The organism is Aliigemmobacter aestuarii, assembly GCF_004799285.1.
In the GTDB taxonomy this organism is placed as follows: Bacteria; Pseudomonadota; Alphaproteobacteria; order Rhodobacterales; family Rhodobacteraceae; genus Aliigemmobacter; species Aliigemmobacter aestuarii.
This window is the reverse complement of record NZ_SSND01000001.1, coordinates 1,578,108-1,594,160: the sequence shown is the minus strand read 5'-3', so window position 1 is coordinate 1,594,160 and position 16,053 is coordinate 1,578,108. Positions and strand designations below refer to the sequence as shown.

At 66.4% G+C, this 16,053-nt stretch carries 17 protein-coding genes; 15 read left to right on the top strand and 2 right to left on the bottom strand.

All coding sequences use genetic code 11. The features are described 5' to 3' along the window. The first annotated feature begins 66 nt into the window (after positions 1 to 66). Complete coding sequence (tspO, locus tag E7811_RS07800) at positions 67 to 549, top strand: tryptophan-rich sensory protein TspO (protein WP_136393955.1); 483 nt, start codon at positions 67 to 69, stop codon at positions 547 to 549. Between the two features lie 3 nt (positions 550 to 552). On the opposite strand, the gene crtC is transcribed toward tspO, so the two are convergent. Both crtC and crtD read right to left on the bottom strand, forming a co-directional pair. Further along, entirely contained in the window at positions 553 to 1,386 is an 834-nt protein-coding gene (gene crtC / locus E7811_RS07795) for a carotenoid 1,2-hydratase (RefSeq protein ID WP_136393954.1), read from the bottom strand. After that, complete coding sequence (crtD, locus tag E7811_RS07790) at positions 1,383 to 2,969, bottom strand: 1-hydroxycarotenoid 3,4-desaturase CrtD (protein ID WP_136393953.1); 1,587 nt, start codon at positions 2,967 to 2,969, stop codon at positions 1,383 to 1,385. Before crtD ends, crtC begins: the two co-directional genes overlap by 4 nt. Positions 2,970 to 3,082: 113 nt before the next feature. Between crtD and E7811_RS07785 the strand changes: the two genes are divergently transcribed. The 14 genes from E7811_RS07785 to E7811_RS07720 all read left to right on the top strand — a co-directional run bounded on the left by E7811_RS07785 (position 3,083) and on the right by E7811_RS07720 (position 15,861). Then, complete coding sequence (locus tag E7811_RS07785; RefSeq protein WP_136393952.1) at positions 3,083 to 3,958, top strand: polyprenyl synthetase family protein; 876 nt, start codon at positions 3,083 to 3,085, stop codon at positions 3,956 to 3,958. Further along, complete coding sequence (locus E7811_RS07780; protein ID WP_136393951.1) at positions 3,955 to 5,067, top strand: methyltransferase; 1,113 nt, start codon at positions 3,955 to 3,957, stop codon at positions 5,065 to 5,067. The genes E7811_RS07785 and E7811_RS07780 overlap by 4 nt, the downstream gene beginning before the upstream one ends. 119 nt (positions 5,068 to 5,186) lie before the next feature. Then, complete coding sequence (gene bchC / locus E7811_RS07775; RefSeq protein WP_136393950.1) at positions 5,187 to 6,131, top strand: chlorophyll synthesis pathway protein BchC; 945 nt, start codon at positions 5,187 to 5,189, stop codon at positions 6,129 to 6,131. Next, positions 6,128 to 7,132: a chlorophyllide a reductase iron protein subunit X gene (locus tag E7811_RS07770; protein ID WP_136393949.1), complete on the top strand. Its 1,005-nt coding sequence runs from the start codon at positions 6,128 to 6,130 to the stop codon at positions 7,130 to 7,132. Before bchC ends, E7811_RS07770 begins: the two co-directional genes overlap by 4 nt. After that, positions 7,125 to 8,648, top strand: a complete 1,524-nt coding sequence (gene bchY / locus E7811_RS07765; protein WP_246020256.1) for a chlorophyllide a reductase subunit Y — start codon at positions 7,125 to 7,127, stop codon at positions 8,646 to 8,648. The genes E7811_RS07770 and bchY overlap by 8 nt, the downstream gene beginning before the upstream one ends. Further along, positions 8,648 to 10,138, top strand: a complete 1,491-nt coding sequence (bchZ, locus tag E7811_RS07760; protein WP_136393948.1) for a chlorophyllide a reductase subunit Z — start codon at positions 8,648 to 8,650, stop codon at positions 10,136 to 10,138. The genes bchY and bchZ overlap by 1 nt, the downstream gene beginning before the upstream one ends. Further along, on the top strand, positions 10,135 to 10,368 hold the full coding sequence (gene pufQ, locus E7811_RS07755) for a cytochrome PufQ (protein ID WP_136393947.1): 234 nt from the start codon (positions 10,135 to 10,137) through the stop codon (positions 10,366 to 10,368). Before bchZ ends, pufQ begins: the two co-directional genes overlap by 4 nt. 168 nt (positions 10,369 to 10,536) lie before the next feature. Beyond that, positions 10,537 to 10,686, top strand: a complete 150-nt coding sequence (gene pufB / locus E7811_RS07750; RefSeq protein WP_128514097.1) for a light-harvesting antenna LH1, beta subunit — start codon at positions 10,537 to 10,539, stop codon at positions 10,684 to 10,686. Between the two features lie 13 nt (positions 10,687 to 10,699). Further along, positions 10,700 to 10,876 (top strand): light-harvesting antenna LH1, alpha subunit, encoded by a 177-nt coding sequence (gene pufA / locus E7811_RS07745; protein WP_136393946.1) that lies wholly within the window; start codon positions 10,700 to 10,702, stop codon positions 10,874 to 10,876. Between the two features lie 122 nt (positions 10,877 to 10,998). Continuing rightward, positions 10,999 to 11,847 (top strand): photosynthetic reaction center subunit L, encoded by an 849-nt coding sequence (gene pufL / locus E7811_RS07740; protein ID WP_136393945.1) that lies wholly within the window; start codon positions 10,999 to 11,001, stop codon positions 11,845 to 11,847. Next, positions 11,840 to 12,763 carry a photosynthetic reaction center subunit M gene (pufM, locus tag E7811_RS07735; protein WP_136393944.1) on the top strand — a complete coding sequence of 308 codons (924 nt, stop codon included), beginning with the start codon at positions 11,840 to 11,842 and terminating at the stop codon, positions 12,761 to 12,763. The genes pufL and pufM overlap by 8 nt, the downstream gene beginning before the upstream one ends. Positions 12,764 to 12,773: 10 nt before the next feature. Beyond that, on the top strand, positions 12,774 to 13,004 hold the full coding sequence (gene pufX, locus E7811_RS07730) for an RC-LH1 core complex protein PufX (RefSeq protein ID WP_136393943.1): 231 nt from the start codon (positions 12,774 to 12,776) through the stop codon (positions 13,002 to 13,004). Between the two features lie 220 nt (positions 13,005 to 13,224). After that, entirely contained in the window at positions 13,225 to 15,165 is a 1,941-nt protein-coding gene (gene dxs, locus E7811_RS07725; protein ID WP_136393942.1) for a 1-deoxy-D-xylulose-5-phosphate synthase, read from the top strand. Positions 15,166 to 15,279: 114 nt separating this feature from the next. Continuing rightward, positions 15,280 to 15,861, top strand: coding sequence for a hypothetical protein (locus E7811_RS07720; protein ID WP_136393941.1), 582 nt, complete (start codon positions 15,280 to 15,282; stop codon positions 15,859 to 15,861). Positions 15,862 to 16,053: the final 192 nt, after the last annotated feature.

Below are 16,053 nucleotides of genomic sequence, written 5' to 3'. Positions count from 1 at the left end.
GCGTCTTCTGGCGACTGACGCGGATTTCGCTATCTTCCGCGGTCAGGGTCTGATTGGATGCCGGGCATGGATTTCACGCTTTTCCTCATCTTCCTGCTGGCCTGTGGCCCTGCTGCTGCGACCGGCGCCATGTTCTCGCCCGGCGAATGGTATCGCGGTCTGTCAAAACCCCGCTGGACCCCGCGCGACTGGATGTTTCCGGTGGCCTGGACCACGCTTTACCTGTGCATGTCTGTTGCGGCGGCGCGCGTCGCGGGGCTTGCCGGGCAGGATGCCCGCGTCGGCATGGCGTTGGCCTTCTGGGCGCTGCAGATCGGGCTCAATACGCTTTGGACGCCGGTCTTCTTCGGGCTGCACAGGATCCGTGCAGGGATGATCGTGCTTTCGCTTCTGTGGCTGGCGGTGGCCGCGACCACGGTCGCGTTCTGGATGGTGGATGCCATCGCGGGTTCGCTGTTCCTGCCCTACCTCGCTTGGGTCTCGGTCGCCGGGGCGCTGAACCTGTCTGTCCTGCGTCTCAACCCCATGGCGGCGCGGCAAGGCGGCTGACGTTCAGGACCATCCGGCCCGGCGCGGCACGCGAACGGCCAGCATCGGCTTGATCAGCGGCGACCGGAAGCGGCCCAGATCCAGTGCCTCGTGCATGCCGATGGTCGGCTCGCCTTCGATGCGGGTTTCGACCAGCGCGCGGGAATAGAACGGCGCTTCCAGCAGCGAAAGGCGCGCGCGCGGGCGGGTTCCCGGATCGGCACGGGTTTCCCGCCGCACCAGCCAGGGGTTGCGGGCAAACCGCGTGCGCGGAGGGGCGATGCAGTGGCGCACCGTGCCTGTCATGTCCGTTTCGACCGCCAGGTCGAAATGCCGCCCGTCCCGCAGTTCGGCATCATAGAAACAGATCGTCCGGTCGCGCAGCGGGTAACGCCCCCATGTCCAGAAGGCGAAATCGTCCTCCAGCGCGCGCGTGCCGAAATTGGCGTCGAAATAGCCATGCCCGCGCCAGCGGTGGCCCTGTGTCAGATCCACCTCGATATCGGCGATCGGCGCGAAGGGCCGCCACAGATGGGCCCCGTCCGCCGTCAGCCTGACCTCGGTGCCGGTGACGGCGCGCGGGCGCAGTATGATCCGCCCGCGGACCGGCGTGACCATTGGCAGGGCGCCCCATTCATCGACCTCGATCACCAGTTCCCGGCCCGTCCATGTCATCGAGGACGGCCCGAGTTGCAGCCTGTCGCGACTTTGCACCAGCGCCGCCCGGCCACGGTCGGTCATCGTGAAACGCCCGTTCGCGCCCGAGGTGACGACGTTCAGGCAGCAATGATCCGTCGGGTCGCGCCGCCCGGTCCAGGCATACCAGGGCGAAAAGACCGACCCGATGAACCCGATCACCGAGACGGCTTGCGCACCGTCATCCGAGATCCCGTCGACATACCACCAGGCATAGCCTCGGGGGGGGACCTGGATCGAGAAGTCAGGTCGCTCAGCGCCTGTGCGCTGGCTTGCCGGCCAGAGAGAAGCGCCATCGGCACCCCCGCCCCCGGATGAACCCCGCCCCCCGCCAGATACAGCCCCGGCAGCCGTGTCCGCGACACCGGGCGCCGGAAGGCCGCCAGCATCCCTTCCGGTGTCTGTCCATAGATGGCGCCCCGCGATCCCGGAAAACGCGCCGCCAGATCGGCGGGCCGTGTCAGGCACTCCCCCGTCGGCACCGGCGTGAAGCCGAGCCCCATCGACCGCAGATGCGTGAATGTCCGGTCGCGGCATGATCTGTCCTCGTCTGGATGGGCCGGCCGGTCGGCCGGGCCGTTCATGATGATCTGAAAGCGTTCAACCGCCGGGGCCGGGCCCAGTTCGCGGTCCTGCGCGCAAACGTACAGCGTGGGCGACACCGGCATCTGCCCCTGCCCGATCGGTCCGAATTCCAGTGCCGGATCGGCGGTGAAGAAAAGGTTGTGATGCACCAGGTCGCGGGCCGTCATGCCGCCCGCTTCGGCGGCGAAGGACCAGACCCAGGCCGACAGGCTGGGCGCGGGCAACGCCGGTTTGGCCAGCGCGTCGCGCGCGGCATCGCCAAGCGCGCCCTCCGCAAGGGCGCGGGGGTCGCCGTTGAAGATCGCCATATCGCAGTGCAGCTTCGCGCCGCCTTCGATCTCGACGCTGGTCACGTGGCCGGATTGGCGCACGATCCGCCGGGCGCGGGTGGCATAGCGGAACTGCACGCCGATCCGCGCCGCGGCCTGTGCAAGTGCATGGGCCAGCGCCTGGATGCCATCCCGCACGGCCCAGACACCCTGCGCCTCGGCCTGCCAGACAAGACCGAGCACCGCAGGAGTTCGCGCCGGGCGACCGCCCACATAGGTAGCATAGCGCCCGAACAATTGCCGCAGGCGGGGATCACGGAAAAACCCGCGCAGCCAGCGGTCCAGCGACATCCCCGGCAGAAGCGCGGGCCAGAGTGTGGGGTTCGACAGCGTGGCGCGCAGGATGCCGCGCAGGTCCGGCCGGGGCGCGCGCATGACCGGCAGATCGAAGGCGTCATAAAGCGCCCGCGCCTGCCGGTCAAAGCGGTCGAATCCGTCGGCCTCGGCGCTGCCGGCAAAGGCGCGGATCGCCTCGATATTGGCCTCGCGGTCGGAATACAGGTCCAGCGGGCCGGAACCCGGCCACCAGTGGCGGGCCAGCCGGGGCAGGGCGATCAGGTCGATCTCGTCCTCTGTCTTTGTGCCGCAGAGGTTGAACAGCGCATCCACCTCGGATCGCAGGGTCAGAACGGTCGGCCCCATCGCCGCAGGCCCTGCCACCGTGGGCCGCGCCCGCGCCTTGCCGCCCGGATGATCGGCGAGTTCCACCACCGTCACGCGGCATCCGGCGGCGGCAAGGCGGATCGCAGCGGCAAGGCCGCCCATTCCGGCGCCGATCACCACCGCCTGAGACGGGGCGTGAGACAGGTCTGCGCTGTCTGCGGCAGGCATCTGCGTCCTCGCGATATGTAATCCGTAACTTACATCAATGTGTAAATTCAGATTTACACATGCCGATGCGGATGCCAAACTGAATCGACACATCGCTGCGAAAGGATTCGCACATGGCGTTCGACGATCGGATTGATCAGGCCCTGCACGGGGCGTTGTCGGCCTTGGGTCACCAAGGGGCGCCGCCCCGGTTGGCCGCCGCCATTCCCTATGCCGTCTTTCCGGCGGGTGCCCGCATTCGCCCGACGATCCTTCTGGCGGTCGCGACCGCCTGCGGCGATGACCGGCCCGAGGTGGCCACGGCGGCCGCCGTGGCGCTGGAACTCATCCATTGCGCCAGCCTCGTGCACGATGACCTGCCGGTCTTTGACAACGCGGGCCTGCGCCGGGGCAAGCCCAGCCTGCACCGCGCCTTCGGCGAACCGCTGGCGGTTCTTGCGGGCGACAGCCTGATCGTGATGGGGTTCGAGGTGCTGGCAAGGGCCGGCGCGACCGCGCCCGACAGGGCGCTGGCGCTGACGGCCTGCCTTGCCCGCCACACCGGCGCGCCGCACGGGATCTGCGCGGGTCAGGCCTGGGAAAGCGAACAGAAGGTCGATCTTGCCGCCTATCACCGCGCCAAGACGGCCGCCCTGTTCGTTGCGGCGACTCAGATGGGGGCCATCGCCGCCGGGCAGGATGCCGAACCCTGGGTCGATCTGGGCGCGCGGATCGGCGAGGCCTTCCAGGTCGCGGATGACCTGAAGGATGCGCTTTTGACATCCGACCAGACAGGCAAACCCTGCGGGCAGGACGCCGCGCATCTGCGGCCCTCGGCGGTGCAGACGATGGGCGTGGACGGTGCCATGCAGCACATGAAGGACATCCTGGGCGGCGCGATCGCGTCGATTCCGTCCTGTCCGGGCGAGGCGATGCTGGCCAATCTGGTGCTGGCCTATGCCCGCAAGATGACCGTCCTGCCGATGGCGGCCAGCAAGGACCCTGCATGAATGCCGAGCCGCGTCCGCCCCCGGCACGACCGGGTGCACAGGGGTTCCTGACGCGGCTGGCGATGTCGCCCCGGTTTCATCGTCTTGCCGCGCGGCTTCCGGGCCTGCGCTGGATGGCGCGGCGCGAGGGGGCCGAGCTGTTTTCCATCATCTCGGGCTTCGTCCAGTCGCAGGCGCTGGTCGCGCTGGTAGAGGCGCGCGTCCTGCATATCCTGGCCGCCGGACCGATGTCGACAGACGATCTTTCGCGCCGCTGCGCGATCCCGCCCGAACCGTTGGCTGTTCTGCTCAGGGCGGGAGCCGCCTTGAAACTTCTGTCGCGGGACCGTCGCGGCAATTGGGCGCTGGCCCCGCGCGGCGCGGCCTTCCTGACGGTTCCGGGACTGGAGCCGATGGTGCGCCATCACCATGTGCTTTACGGTGATCTGAGCGATCCGCTGGCTTTTTTCCGGGGCCAGACGGAAACCGCGCTGGCGGGGTTCTGGCCCTATGTCTTCGGGCCTCTGGCCACGGAAAACGCACCGCTTGCCGCCCGCTACAGCCGCCTGATGGCGGAAAGCCAGGTTCTGGTGGCGCAGGATACGCTGCGGCTGGTCGACCTGTCGCAGCGCCGGCAACTGCTGGACGTGGGCGGCGGCACCGGCGCCTTCCTGGCCGAGGTGGCCCGTGCGCATCCTCATCTGACACTGTCGCTTTTCGATCTCCCGCAGGTTCTGGCGGCGGTTCCTGACAGCCTGCGCGGACGCATCGCCTGCAACCCCGGCAGTTTCCGCACTGATCCGCTGCCAACCGGGGCCGATACGATCAGCCTCGTGCGTGTTCTCTACGACCATCCCGACGCTGTCGTCGGGCCGCTTTTGGCCTCAGTCTGCGCGGCGCTGCCGCAGGGCGGGATGCTGGTGGTGTCGGAGCCGATGTCCGGCGGCGCAAAGCCTGACCCGGCAACGGATGTCTATTTCGCCATCTACACGTTGGCGATGCGTACGGGGCGCACGCGTTCGGCGGCCGAGATTGCAACGCTGCTGACGGCAGCAGGTTTCTGCGGCGTGCAATCAAGGCCGGGCGACAGGCCCTATGTGACCTCGGTCGTGGTTGCGCGCCGTCCCTGACCCGGCCCGGCCCGAAACTGTCTCCGAATATGACTGTCGTATTAAATTGACATAACAAACTGTCAGTCTAAACTTACACTATGGCGTGTAACCCGCGCCGATTCATGAGGACCCCGGCCGTGCAGACCAATGCTGTCATCCTCTCCGGCCCCCGCGCCCTGACCTTGGGAAAGGTCGGGCTGAAGGCGCCGGTGCCCGGTGACGTGGTCGTCAGGGTCCTTCACTCGGGCATTTCCACCGGCACGGAAAAGCTGTTCTGGCAAGGCACCATGCCGCCCTTTCCCGGCATGGGCTATCCACTGGTCCCCGGCTACGAAAGCTTTGGCGAAGTGGTGGAAACCTGCGGCAAGACGGGGCTGAAGCCCGGCGATCATGTCTTTGTTCCCGGCGCGAATTGTTATGACGGCGATGTGCGCGGCCTGTTTGGCGGTGCTGCCGGGACGCTGGTCACACAAGCCAGCCGGGTGGCCCGCCTTGACCCGGCGATCGGCGAACGCGGCGCGCTTCTGGCGCTGGCGGCCACCGCCCTGCACGCTTTGGTCGCGCCCGGCGCGACCCTGCCCGACCTGATCATCGGCCACGGCACGCTTGGCCGTTTGCTTGCGCGGCTTGTTTTGGCCTTGGGCGGCCCGGCCCCCACGGTTTGGGAAATCGACGAAACCCGGCGCGCCGGCGCCGAGGGGTACGCGGCGGTTCACCCCGATGACGACCCGCGCCGCGATTATCGCGCGATCTATGATGCCTCGGGCGCGGCGGGCCTTCTGGATACGCTGGTGCCGCGGCTGGCCCGCGGCGGCGAGGTCATCCTCTGCGGGTTCTACACCGCCCCGATCAGCTTTGCCTTCCCGCCTGCCTTCATGAAGGAGATGCGCCTTCGCATCGCCAGCGAATGGCAGCCGGCCGACCTTGATGCCACGCGTGCCCTGATCGACGACGGGCGCCTGTCGCTTGACGGTCTGATCACCCACCGGACCTCGGCCCACGATGCGGCGGCGGCCTATGAACGGGCCTTCACCGATCCTGCCTGCCTGAAAATGATCCTCGATTGGAGTGACGCTGCATGACCCTCGACGTTCCCAACCTCAAGGATTTCGACGCCCGGCTGCGGGCCGAGGCCGAAGTGGAGCCCTCGCTGGAGGTTCCCCAGGACCCGCCCAGCAAGAAGACCCAGATCATCGCGATCTATGGCAAGGGCGGCATCGGAAAATCCTTCACGCTGGCAAACCTCAGCCACATGATGGCCGAGATGGGCAAGCGCGTGCTCTTGATCGGCTGCGACCCCAAGTCCGACACCACCAGCCTGTTGTTCGGCGGCAAGGCCTGTCCCACGATCATCGAAACCTCGACCCGCAAGAAACTGGCGGGCGAAGAGGTGAAGATCGGCGATGTCTGCTTCAAGCGCGGCGGTGTCTTCGCGATGGAACTGGGCGGCCCCGAGGTCGGGCGCGGCTGCGGCGGGCGCGGCATCATCCACGGATTCGAGCTGCTGGAAAAGCTGGGCTTTCACGACTGGGATTTCGACTATGTCCTTTTGGATTTCCTGGGCGACGTGGTCTGCGGCGGTTTCGGCCTGCCCATTGCCCGCGACATGGCGCAGAAGGTGATCATCGTCGGATCGAACGACCTGCAATCGCTTTATGTCGCCAACAATGTCTGCAACGCGGTGGAATACTTCCGCAAGCTGGGCGGCAATGTCGGCGTGGCGGGCATCGTCATCAACAAAGACGACGGCACGGGCGAGGCCGCGGCCTTTGCCAAAGCCGTGAACATCCCGGTCCTGGCCAGCATCCCGGCGGACGAGGACCTGCGCCGCAAGTCGGCGAATTACCAGATCGTCGGCAGCCATGCGACGCAATGGGGGGTCCTGTTCGAGGAACTGGCCGGAAACGTCGCCGAGGCCCCGCCGCTGCGGCCCAAGCCCCTGTCGCAGGACGAACTTCTGGGCCTGTTCGATGCGGAAACCACCGGCGCGGGATTCGTGCTGGAACCCGCGACCGATACCGACATGCGCGGCGCGAACGCCGTGCTCAAGCCATCGCTGGAAGTGGTGTATGACGATGTCTGACCATCCCGCCCCGAATGCCGTTGCAGATGTCATGCCCACCGATGGCATGGGTTGTCACGCAGGCGCGGGGCAGATGGAGGCAGCGGCCCGCGCCGCCGGCAACTCCGAGGTGCTGGATCGCTACGCCGCCGACTACCCGCAAGGCCCGCACGACAAGCCGCAAAGCATGTGCCCTGCCTTCGGGTCCCTGCGCGTGGGCCTGCGGATGCGGCGCGTGGCCACCGTGCTTTCCGGTTCTGCCTGCTGTGTCTACGGGCTCAGCTTCGTTTCGCATTTCTATGGTGCCCGCCGGTCCGTCGGCTATGTTCCCTTCAACTCGGAGACGCTGGTGACCGGCAAGCTCTTCGAGGACATCCGCGACGCCGTCCATGAACTGGCCGACCCCGACCGCTATGACGCGGTGGTGGTGACGAACCTGTGCGTGCCGACGGCGTCGGGCGTGCCGCTGCGGCTTTTGCCGAACGAAATCAACGGCGTGCGGATCATCGGGATCGACGTGCCGGGCTTTGGCGTGCCGACCCATGCCGAAGCCAAGGACGTGCTTGCCGGTGCCATGCTGGCCTATGCCCGCGCCGAGGCTCAGGCGGGCCCTGTGGCCGCCCCTGCGCAGGGCCGGTCCGACCGGCCGACCGTCACCCTTCTGGGCGAAATGTTCCCCGCCGACCCGGTGATGATTGGCGCGATGCTGGCGCCCTTGGGCCTGGCCGTTGGCCCGGTGGTTCCCTGCCGTGAATGGCGCGAACACTATGCCGCGCTGGACAGCGGTGTGGTGGCGGCGATCCATCCGTTCTATACCGCCGCGATCCGCGAATTTCAGGCGGCGGGCCGCCGCGTCGTCGGTTCGGCACCGGTGGGCCATGACGGCACGATGGACTGGCTGGCCGCCATCGGCGCGGCCTATGGCGTGAACCCCGGCCAGATTGCCGCCGCGCAGAACGCCTTCGGCCCCGCGATCAAGGGCGCGCTTGCGGCGAACCCGATTTCGGGCCGGATCACCGTTTCGGGCTACGAGGGATCGGAACTTCTGGTCGCGCGCCTGCTGATCGAAAGCGGCGCGGATGTGCCCTACGTCGGCACCGCCTGCGCACGGAACGAATGGTCGGCAGCCGATCGCGACTGGCTGGGGGCGCGCGGCGTCGTGGTGAAGTACCGCGCCAGCCTCGAAGACGACATTGCCGCGATGGAGGCTTTCCAGCCCGATCTGGCCATCGGCACGACCCCGGTCGTCCAGAAGGCCAAGGAACAATCGCGCCCGGCGCTTTACTTTACCAACCTGATTTCCGCCCGCCCCCTGATGGGGCCGGCGGGTGCCGGATCTCTGGCGCAGGTGGTCAACGCCGCGATGGCCAACAAGACCCGCATGGAAGGCATGTCCGCCTTCTTCGAGGGCACGGGCCAGGGCGATACGGCAGGCATCTGGGAAGGCGCGCCGAACCTGCGCCCCGATTTCCGCGCCCTGCATCAGAAGAAGCTGGACAAGGCCGCCCGCGCCGCGAAGGCAGAGGAGATGATCTGATGCTGATCCAGGATCATGACCGGGCCGGCGGATACTGGGGGGCGGTCTATGCCTTCTGCGCGGTCAAGGGATTGCAGGTGGTGATCGACGGCCCGGTGGGTTGCGAAAACCTGCCGGTGACTTCGGTCCTGCATTACACCGACGCGCTTCCGCCGCATGAACTGCCCATCGTCGTCACCGGCCTTGGCGAAGAGGAACTGGGCCGCGACGGCACCGAAGGCGCGATGAAACGCGCGTGGAAAACGCTCGACGCGGCGCTGCCCGCCGTGGTGGTCACGGGTTCCATTGCCGAGATGATCGGCGGCGGCGTCACGCCCATGGGCACCAACATCCAGCGGTTCCTGCCGCGCACGATCGACGAGGATCAGTGGCAAGCCGCCGATCGGGCGATGACCTGGATCTTCACCGAATTCGGGATGACCAAGGGCCGGATGCCGCCGGAAAAACCGCGCGATCCGGACGCGAAGCCGCGCGTCAACATTCTTGGCCCGATGTATGGCGTCTTCAACATGGCGTCGGACCTGCACGAGATCCGCCGTCTGGTCGAAGGGATCGGCGCCGAGGTCAACATGGTGATGCCGCTAGGCGCCCATCTGGCCGAGATGCGCAATCTGGTGAACGCCGAGGCGAACATCGTGATGTATCGCGAATTCGGCCGGGGCCTCGCCGAGGTGCTGGGCAAGCCCTATCTGCAGGCGCCCATCGGCATGGACAGCACCACACGGTTCCTGCGCCAGCTGGGCGAGATGCTGGGCCTTGACCCGGAGCCGTTCATCGAACGTGAAAAGCATTCCACGCTGAAGCCGCTGTGGGATCTGTGGCGGTCGGTCACGCAGGACTTCTTTGCAACGGCGAGCTTTGCCATCGTGGCAAACGAAACCTACACCCGCGGCGTGCGGAAGTTCCTTGAAACCGACATGGGCCTTCCCTGCGCCTTTGCCGTGTCGCGCGTCGCCGGACAGAAGACCAACAACGAAGCGGTGCGCGCGATGATGCGCCAGAACCGGCCGCTGATCGTCATGGGGTCGATCAACGAAAAGATCTACCTGGCCGAGATGAAGGGCGGGCACGGGCCGCAGCCGGTATTCCTGCCCGCGTCCTTCCCCGGTGCCGCGATCCGGCGTGCGACGGGCACGCCCTTCATGGGCTATGCGGGCGCGGTCTGGATCGTGCAGGAGGTCTGCAACGGCCTGTTCGATGCCCTGTTCCACATCCTGCCGCTGGGATCCGAGATGGACAGCGCCGTGGCCACGCCCACGACCCTGCGCCGCGACATGCCCTGGGACCCGGACGCCCAGCTGGCGCTGGAGCGCATCCTCGCGCAGCACCCGGTCCTGACCCGGATTTCCGCCGCCAAGGCGCTGCGTGACGCGGCCGAAAAGAAGGCTTTGGACGAGGGCGCGGAACGCGTCGTCGTCGAATTCGTCGAAACCCTGTCGGGCGGCCCCCAGCCTGCCCCGCCAGCTTCCACCAAGGGAGAAAGAGCATGAGTGACCACAGCATATCCAGTCACGACCCCTTCGAACATGCGCATCGCAAGCGCACGCCGAAGGCCGAATATGCGACCTATTTCGCCCTGATCCTGTGCTTCGCGCTGCCGGTGCAGGCCCTTGTCTGGACCTGGTCGCTGATCCGGCATCGCCGCCTTCCGGCGGTCGGTCCTCTGGCCCGCGCGTTGCGCGACGCCGAAGAGATCACGCCGGCGATCTTCCGTCCCTGACCGGGGGCGGAACCCTATTCCTGACGCGGAGCGCCCGCCCGTCTGGTGAAGATCTTCGGTGGGGGCGGGGGAAACCCCGGCCCTGTCGAGAACACGGTGCAGCATTCCGTTGCAACGTGGACCCGGCCGCAGGGGATGCGGCGTCAGTCTGCCAATCCGGAGGATAGAATGGCTGATAAATCCGACCTGAGTTTCACAGGTCTCACCGACGAGCAGGCGCAAGAACTGCACTCCGTCTACATGAGCGGGCTTTGGCTGTTCACCGCCATCGCCGTTGTCGCGCATCTGGCGGTCTACATCTGGCGCCCGTGGTTCTGAGGAGGATCAAGCAATGTCCAAATTCTACAAGATCTGGCTCATCTTCGATCCTCGTCGCGTCTTCGTGGCGCAGGGCGTGTTCCTGTTCCTGCTGGCGGCAATGATCCACCTCGTGCTGCTCAGCACGCCCGCCTACAACTGGTTCGACATCGCCGCCGCCAAGCACGGCTATGTGACCGCGACCGAGTAAGTGGACGACCCCTGTTGCGGGCGGCCTTCGTGGTCGCCCGCGACGATCCACACCTTCAATCACAGACGACCTGCCGCATCGCGCCCATCGGCAGCTTTTCTGGCTCAAGCGGAGACGGAAGCATGGCACTGCTCAGCTTCGAACGAAAATACCGCGTGCCGGGGGGCACGCTGGTCGGCGGGAACCTGTTCGACTTCTGGGTCGGCCCTTTCTACGTCGGCTTCTTTGGCGTCACGACCTTCTTCTTCGCGGCGCTCGGAACCCTGCTGATCCTCTACGGGGCGGTGCTTCAGGGCACCTGGAACCCCTGGCTGATCTCGATCAATCCGCCGCCGGTGGAAATGGGCCTCGCGATGGCCCCGCTGCGCGAAGGCGGGCTGTGGCAGATCATCACCATCTGCGCCACGGGCGCGTTCGTTTCATGGGCGCTGCGCGAGGTCGAAATCTGCCGCAAGCTGGGGATCGGCTATCACATCCCCTTCGCCTTTGGCGTGGCGATCTTTGCCTATCTGACGCTGGTGGTGTTCCGCCCGCTTCTGATGGGGGCCTGGGGTTATGCCTTCCCCTACGGGATCTGGACCCACCTCGATTGGGTCAGCAACACCGGCTATACCTACGGCAACTTCCACTACAACCCGGCGCACATGATCGCGGTGAGCTTCTTCTTCACCAACGCGCTGGCGCTGGCCCTGCACGGGGCGCTGATCCTTTCGGCGGCCAACCCCGAGAAGGGCAAGGAAATGCGCACGCCGGACCATGAAGACACCTATTTCCGCGACCTGATCGGCTATTCCGTCGGCACGCTGGGCATTCACCGCCTGGGGCTTCTGCTGGCGCTGAATGCCGGATTCTGGTCGGCGGTCTGCATCGTGATCTCGGGCACCATCTGGTTCGATCAATGGGTCGTCTGGTGGGATTGGTGGCTTCAGCTGCCGTGGTGGGCCGGCATCGAAGGAGGCATAAATGGCTGAGTATCAGAACATCTTTACCCAGGTTCAGGTGCGCGGCGCCCCGGAAATGGGCATGGCGGAGGGCGTCGAGCTTTCCAACCGAACCAAGAGCGCCGGGTTTTCCTCTCTTGCTGGCTGGTTCGGCAACGCCCAGCTTGGCCCAGTCTATCTGGGCACGATGGGGGTCATCTCGCTGGCATCGGGCATCACGTGGTTCGTGATGGTCGGCATGTGGTACTGGTATCAGGCCGGGTTCAACCCCGCGGTCTTCCTGCGCGACCTGTTCTGGTTCAGCCTGGAGCCGCCGGCCGAGGAATACGGCCTGGGCTTTGCGCCGCTGAAGGAAGGCGGGTGGTGGCTGATCGCCAGCTTCTTCCTTCTGGTCAGCGTCTGTTCGTGGTGGGTGCGCACCTGGCTGCGCGCGCAGGCCCTGGGCATGGGCAAGCATGTGTCCTGGGCCTTCGCCAGCGCGATCTGGCTGTTCCTGGTGCTGGGGCTGTTCCGGCCGATCCTGATGGGCAGCTGGAGCCACGCCGTGCCCTACGGCATCTTCAGCCATCTGGACTGGACCAACCTGTTCTCGCTGCAATACGGCAACCTGTTCTACAACCCGTTCCACGCGCTCTCGATCGCCTTCCTTTACGGATCGGCGCTTCTGTTCGCGATGCACGGGGCGACGATCCTTGCCGTCAGCCGCTTTGGCGGCGACCGCGAGCTGGAACAGATCGCCGACCGCGGCACCGCGTCGGAACGGGCGGCCCTGTTCTGGCGCTGGACCATGGGGTTCAACGCCACGATGGAGGGGATTCACCGTTGGGCCTGGTGGTTTGCGGTTCTGGTGACGCTGACAGGCGGCATCGGCATCCTGCTGACCGGCACGGTCGTCGATAACTGGTACGTCTGGGCACAGGAACACGGCTACGCGCCGCTGGATTGAGGAGGTCACCATGCCGAACGACTTTTTGGAAGAAAGCCGCCAGACCCGGTTGGCCTTCTGGGGTCTTGGCCAGATGATGAAGGGCGCCGCCTATGCGGCGATCTTCCTGGTCGGGATCGGGGTGTTCCTGTGGGCGATCTACCTGCTTGGCCTGCTGCTGCCGGAAGAAAGCCGGCAGACCCCGTCGCCCTATGGCGCCCTTGAAATGCGCGTCGTGCCCGAAGGTCACGATATCGCCTGAAAGCCTCCGCCGCGTCCTTCGGGATGCGGCGGGTCCCGAATCCGGAACGGAGTGCGTTTCCGGATGCCGGGACCTTCGGGCCCCGGTTCCCTTCCTGTCCGTACGACAGGCACTAGTGCCGTGTGGTGTCCCTTCCCACACGGCACCTTTTGCCCGGCCCCGGCGCCTGCCGCCCCGCAGAGTTCGCAGCGCAGCGCCGCCCAACCCCGCGGAGAGCGCCATGACCGCCCAAGGCCCCGTATCCCCCCTGACGCCCAAGCCGACGCTGGACCGTGTGGCAAGCCCGGCCGATCTGCGTGCCCTGCCGGACCGCGACCTTGGCACGCTGGCGCATGAACTGCGCCGCGAGGTGATCGAGGTCGTCAGCCAGACCGGCGGCCATCTGGGATCGTCGCTGGGTGTGGTGGAACTGACCGTGGCGCTGCATGCCGTCTTCAACACCCCGCATGACAAGCTGATCTGGGACGTGGGCCACCAGTGCTATCCGCACAAGATCCTGACCGGTCGGCGCGACCGGATGCTGACACTTCGCCAGGCCGGCGGGCTGAGCGGGTTCACCAAGCGGTCGGAAAGCGAACATGACCCGTTCGGGGCGGCGCACAGCTCTACCTCGATCTCGGCCGCGCTTGGCTTTGCCCTCGCGCGCGAGATGGGGCAGCCCGTGGGTGACACGATCGCCGTGATCGGCGACGGGGCGATCACCGCCGGCATGGCCTATGAGGCGATGAACCACGCGGGCCATCTGGGCACGCGGATGTTCGTGATCCTGAACGACAACGACATGTCGATTGCCCCGCCCGTGGGCGCGTTGCAGACCTATCTGAACACCCTGGGCCGGAACGGCCCGCTGGCCACGCTAAAGGCGCTGGCCGAGGGCATCGAGGATCACCTGCCCGCGCCTCTGCGCGAAGGCGCGCGCCGCGCCCGTGAACTGGTGGGCGACCGGCCGGGCGGCCCGACCCTGTTCGAAAAGCTGGGCTTTGCCTATCTGGGCCCGGTCAACGGCCATGACATGCCGGCCCTTCTGGCGGTCCTGCGCGGGGCGCGCGCCCATGCCACCGGGCCGGTCCTGATCCATGTGGTCACGAAGAAGGGCTATGGCTATGCCCCGGCCGAGGGCGCGGACGACAAGTACCACGGCGTCGCGAAGTTCGACATCGCGACCGGGCAGCAGTTCAAGACCCCGGCGAACGCGCCCAACTACACCGCCGTCTTTGGCAAGACCCTGACGGACGAGGCCGCGCGCGACCCCAGGATCGTGGCCATCACCGCCGCCATGCCGGGGGGTACGGGCCTGGATGCGATGCAGACCCGCTTTCCGGGCCGTGTCTTTGACGTGGGCATTGCCGAACAGCACGGCGTGACCTTCGCGGCGGGCCTGGCGGCGGGCGGGATGCGGCCTTTCTGCGCGATCTATTCCAGCTTCCTGCAGCGCGGCTATGACCAGATCGTGCACGACGTGGCGCTTCAGAACCTGCCGGTGCGCTTTGCGATCGACCGGGCGGGGCTGGTGGGGCAGGACGGTGCGACCCATGCGGGGGCCTTCGACGTGATGTTCCTCGCCAATCTGCCGAACATGACGGTGATGGCCGCAGGTGACGAGGCCGATCTGGCCCACATGATCGCCACTGCCGCGCGGCATGACGAGGGGCCGATCGCCCTGCGCTATCCGCGGGGCGAAGGGATCGGCGTGCCCATGCCCGACAGGGGCGAGGCGTTGCCGATCGGGCGGGGCCGGATCCTGCGCGAAGGCAGCGACGCGGCGATCTTGTCGTTCGGTGCGCACCTGTCCGAGGCACTGGCCGCCGCCGCCATTCTGGAATCGCAGGGGGTTTCGGTGACGGTCGCGGATGCGCGGTTCGCCAAACCGCTGGATGCCGAACTGCTGGAACAACTGCACCGCCATCATCGCACGCTGGTCACGGTCGAGCAGGGTTCCACCGGCGGGTTCGGTGGGCTGGTCCTGCATCACCTCGCCGCAGCGGGTTTGCTGGAAAAAGGCCGTGCAATCCGCACCTTGACCCTGCCTGACCGGTTCATAGACCAGGCCAGCCCGGCCCAGATGTATGCCTGGGCGGGGTTGGCCGCGAGCGATATCGCAACCGCCGTATTACAGGCAGCATCGCCGTTCAGGACGGCCAGTGTTGTAAACCTGCGTTGACAAACACGATTCCCGTGGCATTTAAATCGGCAGAAAGTGTAAACTTCTGGCGCGACTTCGTGCAAACTTGTGCTAGTGTCGCACTGCCGTCCACGCACGGGAAGGGGGAGGGAGTTGAAGTTCCTGCAGGTCTACGCCGTTGTAGACACCAGTTACCGCCTGCTTTGGGTGGGCGGGGAATGGGACGAATTCGCCCTTCAGAACGCTGCACAATCAGCCTTGGCCAACACGGTGCTGTCGACCTCGCTGATGGCGCATATCGCCGGTGACGATACCCGCCTGTTGACCAGTCGCCTGATCGATACGGTGCTGACGACGAAAAAGCCGCTGCGCCTGGAATACCGCTGTGATTCGCCCAGCATGGCGCGGAAGTTCCTGCTGACGATCCAGCCGATGAAGGATGATCGCGCGTTGATGGTGCATGACCTGCGCGATGCCTGGCACTTCTCGCCCCCGCTGACGCCGTGGCATTACGATCCCCACGCGCGGGATTGCAAATGTTCCTACTGCGGGCATGTCATGTTCGACGGCTCGTCGGATTGGGTGTCGTGCGACGAGATCGAGGAACGCCATCCCGCCTTCGTGACCTATGCGGTTTGCCCCACGTGCTTTGATTATGTCGATGGCGTGGTCAATGAGGTTGAGGCGCGCGCCGCCGCGGGGACCGATACCGACAGCGAAAACCCGGTGCGCTAGGCGGTGCCCCGATGGGGCCGCGCCCATCAACGGCCGATGCTTTTCCACATTACCGCCCTGCCCATCCCGCGCAGCCCCTTGCCTGCGCGCCCCGCTGGCCGGTGCGGCCCGTCCGCTGCTTGCCAACGAAAAGACATGTCCCAAAAGACAGGTTCCCGCAAAGGGATACAAGGCGTATCAACGCAAACGTAA

Coding starts and splice junctions, on each gene's coding strand:
- E7811_RS07785 (WP_136393952.1), top strand. CDS start 3,083: ATGGCGTTCGACGATCGGATTGATCAGGCCCTGCACGGGGCGTTGTCG.
- bchY (WP_246020256.1), top strand. CDS start 7,125: ATGTCTGACCATCCCGCCCCGAATGCCGTTGCAGATGTCATGCCCACC.
- pufM (WP_136393944.1), top strand. CDS start 11,840: ATGGCTGAGTATCAGAACATCTTTACCCAGGTTCAGGTGCGCGGCGCC.
- pufA (WP_136393946.1), top strand. CDS start 10,700: ATGTCCAAATTCTACAAGATCTGGCTCATCTTCGATCCTCGTCGCGTC.
- pufB (WP_128514097.1), top strand. CDS start 10,537: ATGGCTGATAAATCCGACCTGAGTTTCACAGGTCTCACCGACGAGCAG.
- E7811_RS07770 (WP_136393949.1), top strand. CDS start 6,128: ATGACCCTCGACGTTCCCAACCTCAAGGATTTCGACGCCCGGCTGCGG.
- bchZ (WP_136393948.1), top strand. CDS start 8,648: ATGCTGATCCAGGATCATGACCGGGCCGGCGGATACTGGGGGGCGGTC.
- pufQ (WP_136393947.1), top strand. CDS start 10,135: ATGAGTGACCACAGCATATCCAGTCACGACCCCTTCGAACATGCGCAT.
- E7811_RS07780 (WP_136393951.1), top strand. CDS start 3,955: ATGAATGCCGAGCCGCGTCCGCCCCCGGCACGACCGGGTGCACAGGGG.
- tspO (WP_136393955.1), top strand. CDS start 67: ATGGATTTCACGCTTTTCCTCATCTTCCTGCTGGCCTGTGGCCCTGCT.
- pufL (WP_136393945.1), top strand. CDS start 10,999: ATGGCACTGCTCAGCTTCGAACGAAAATACCGCGTGCCGGGGGGCACG.
- crtD (WP_136393953.1), bottom strand. CDS start 2,969: ATGCCTGCCGCAGACAGCGCAGACCTGTCTCACGCCCCGTCTCAGGCG.
- dxs (WP_136393942.1), top strand. CDS start 13,225: ATGACCGCCCAAGGCCCCGTATCCCCCCTGACGCCCAAGCCGACGCTG.
- pufX (WP_136393943.1), top strand. CDS start 12,774: ATGCCGAACGACTTTTTGGAAGAAAGCCGCCAGACCCGGTTGGCCTTC.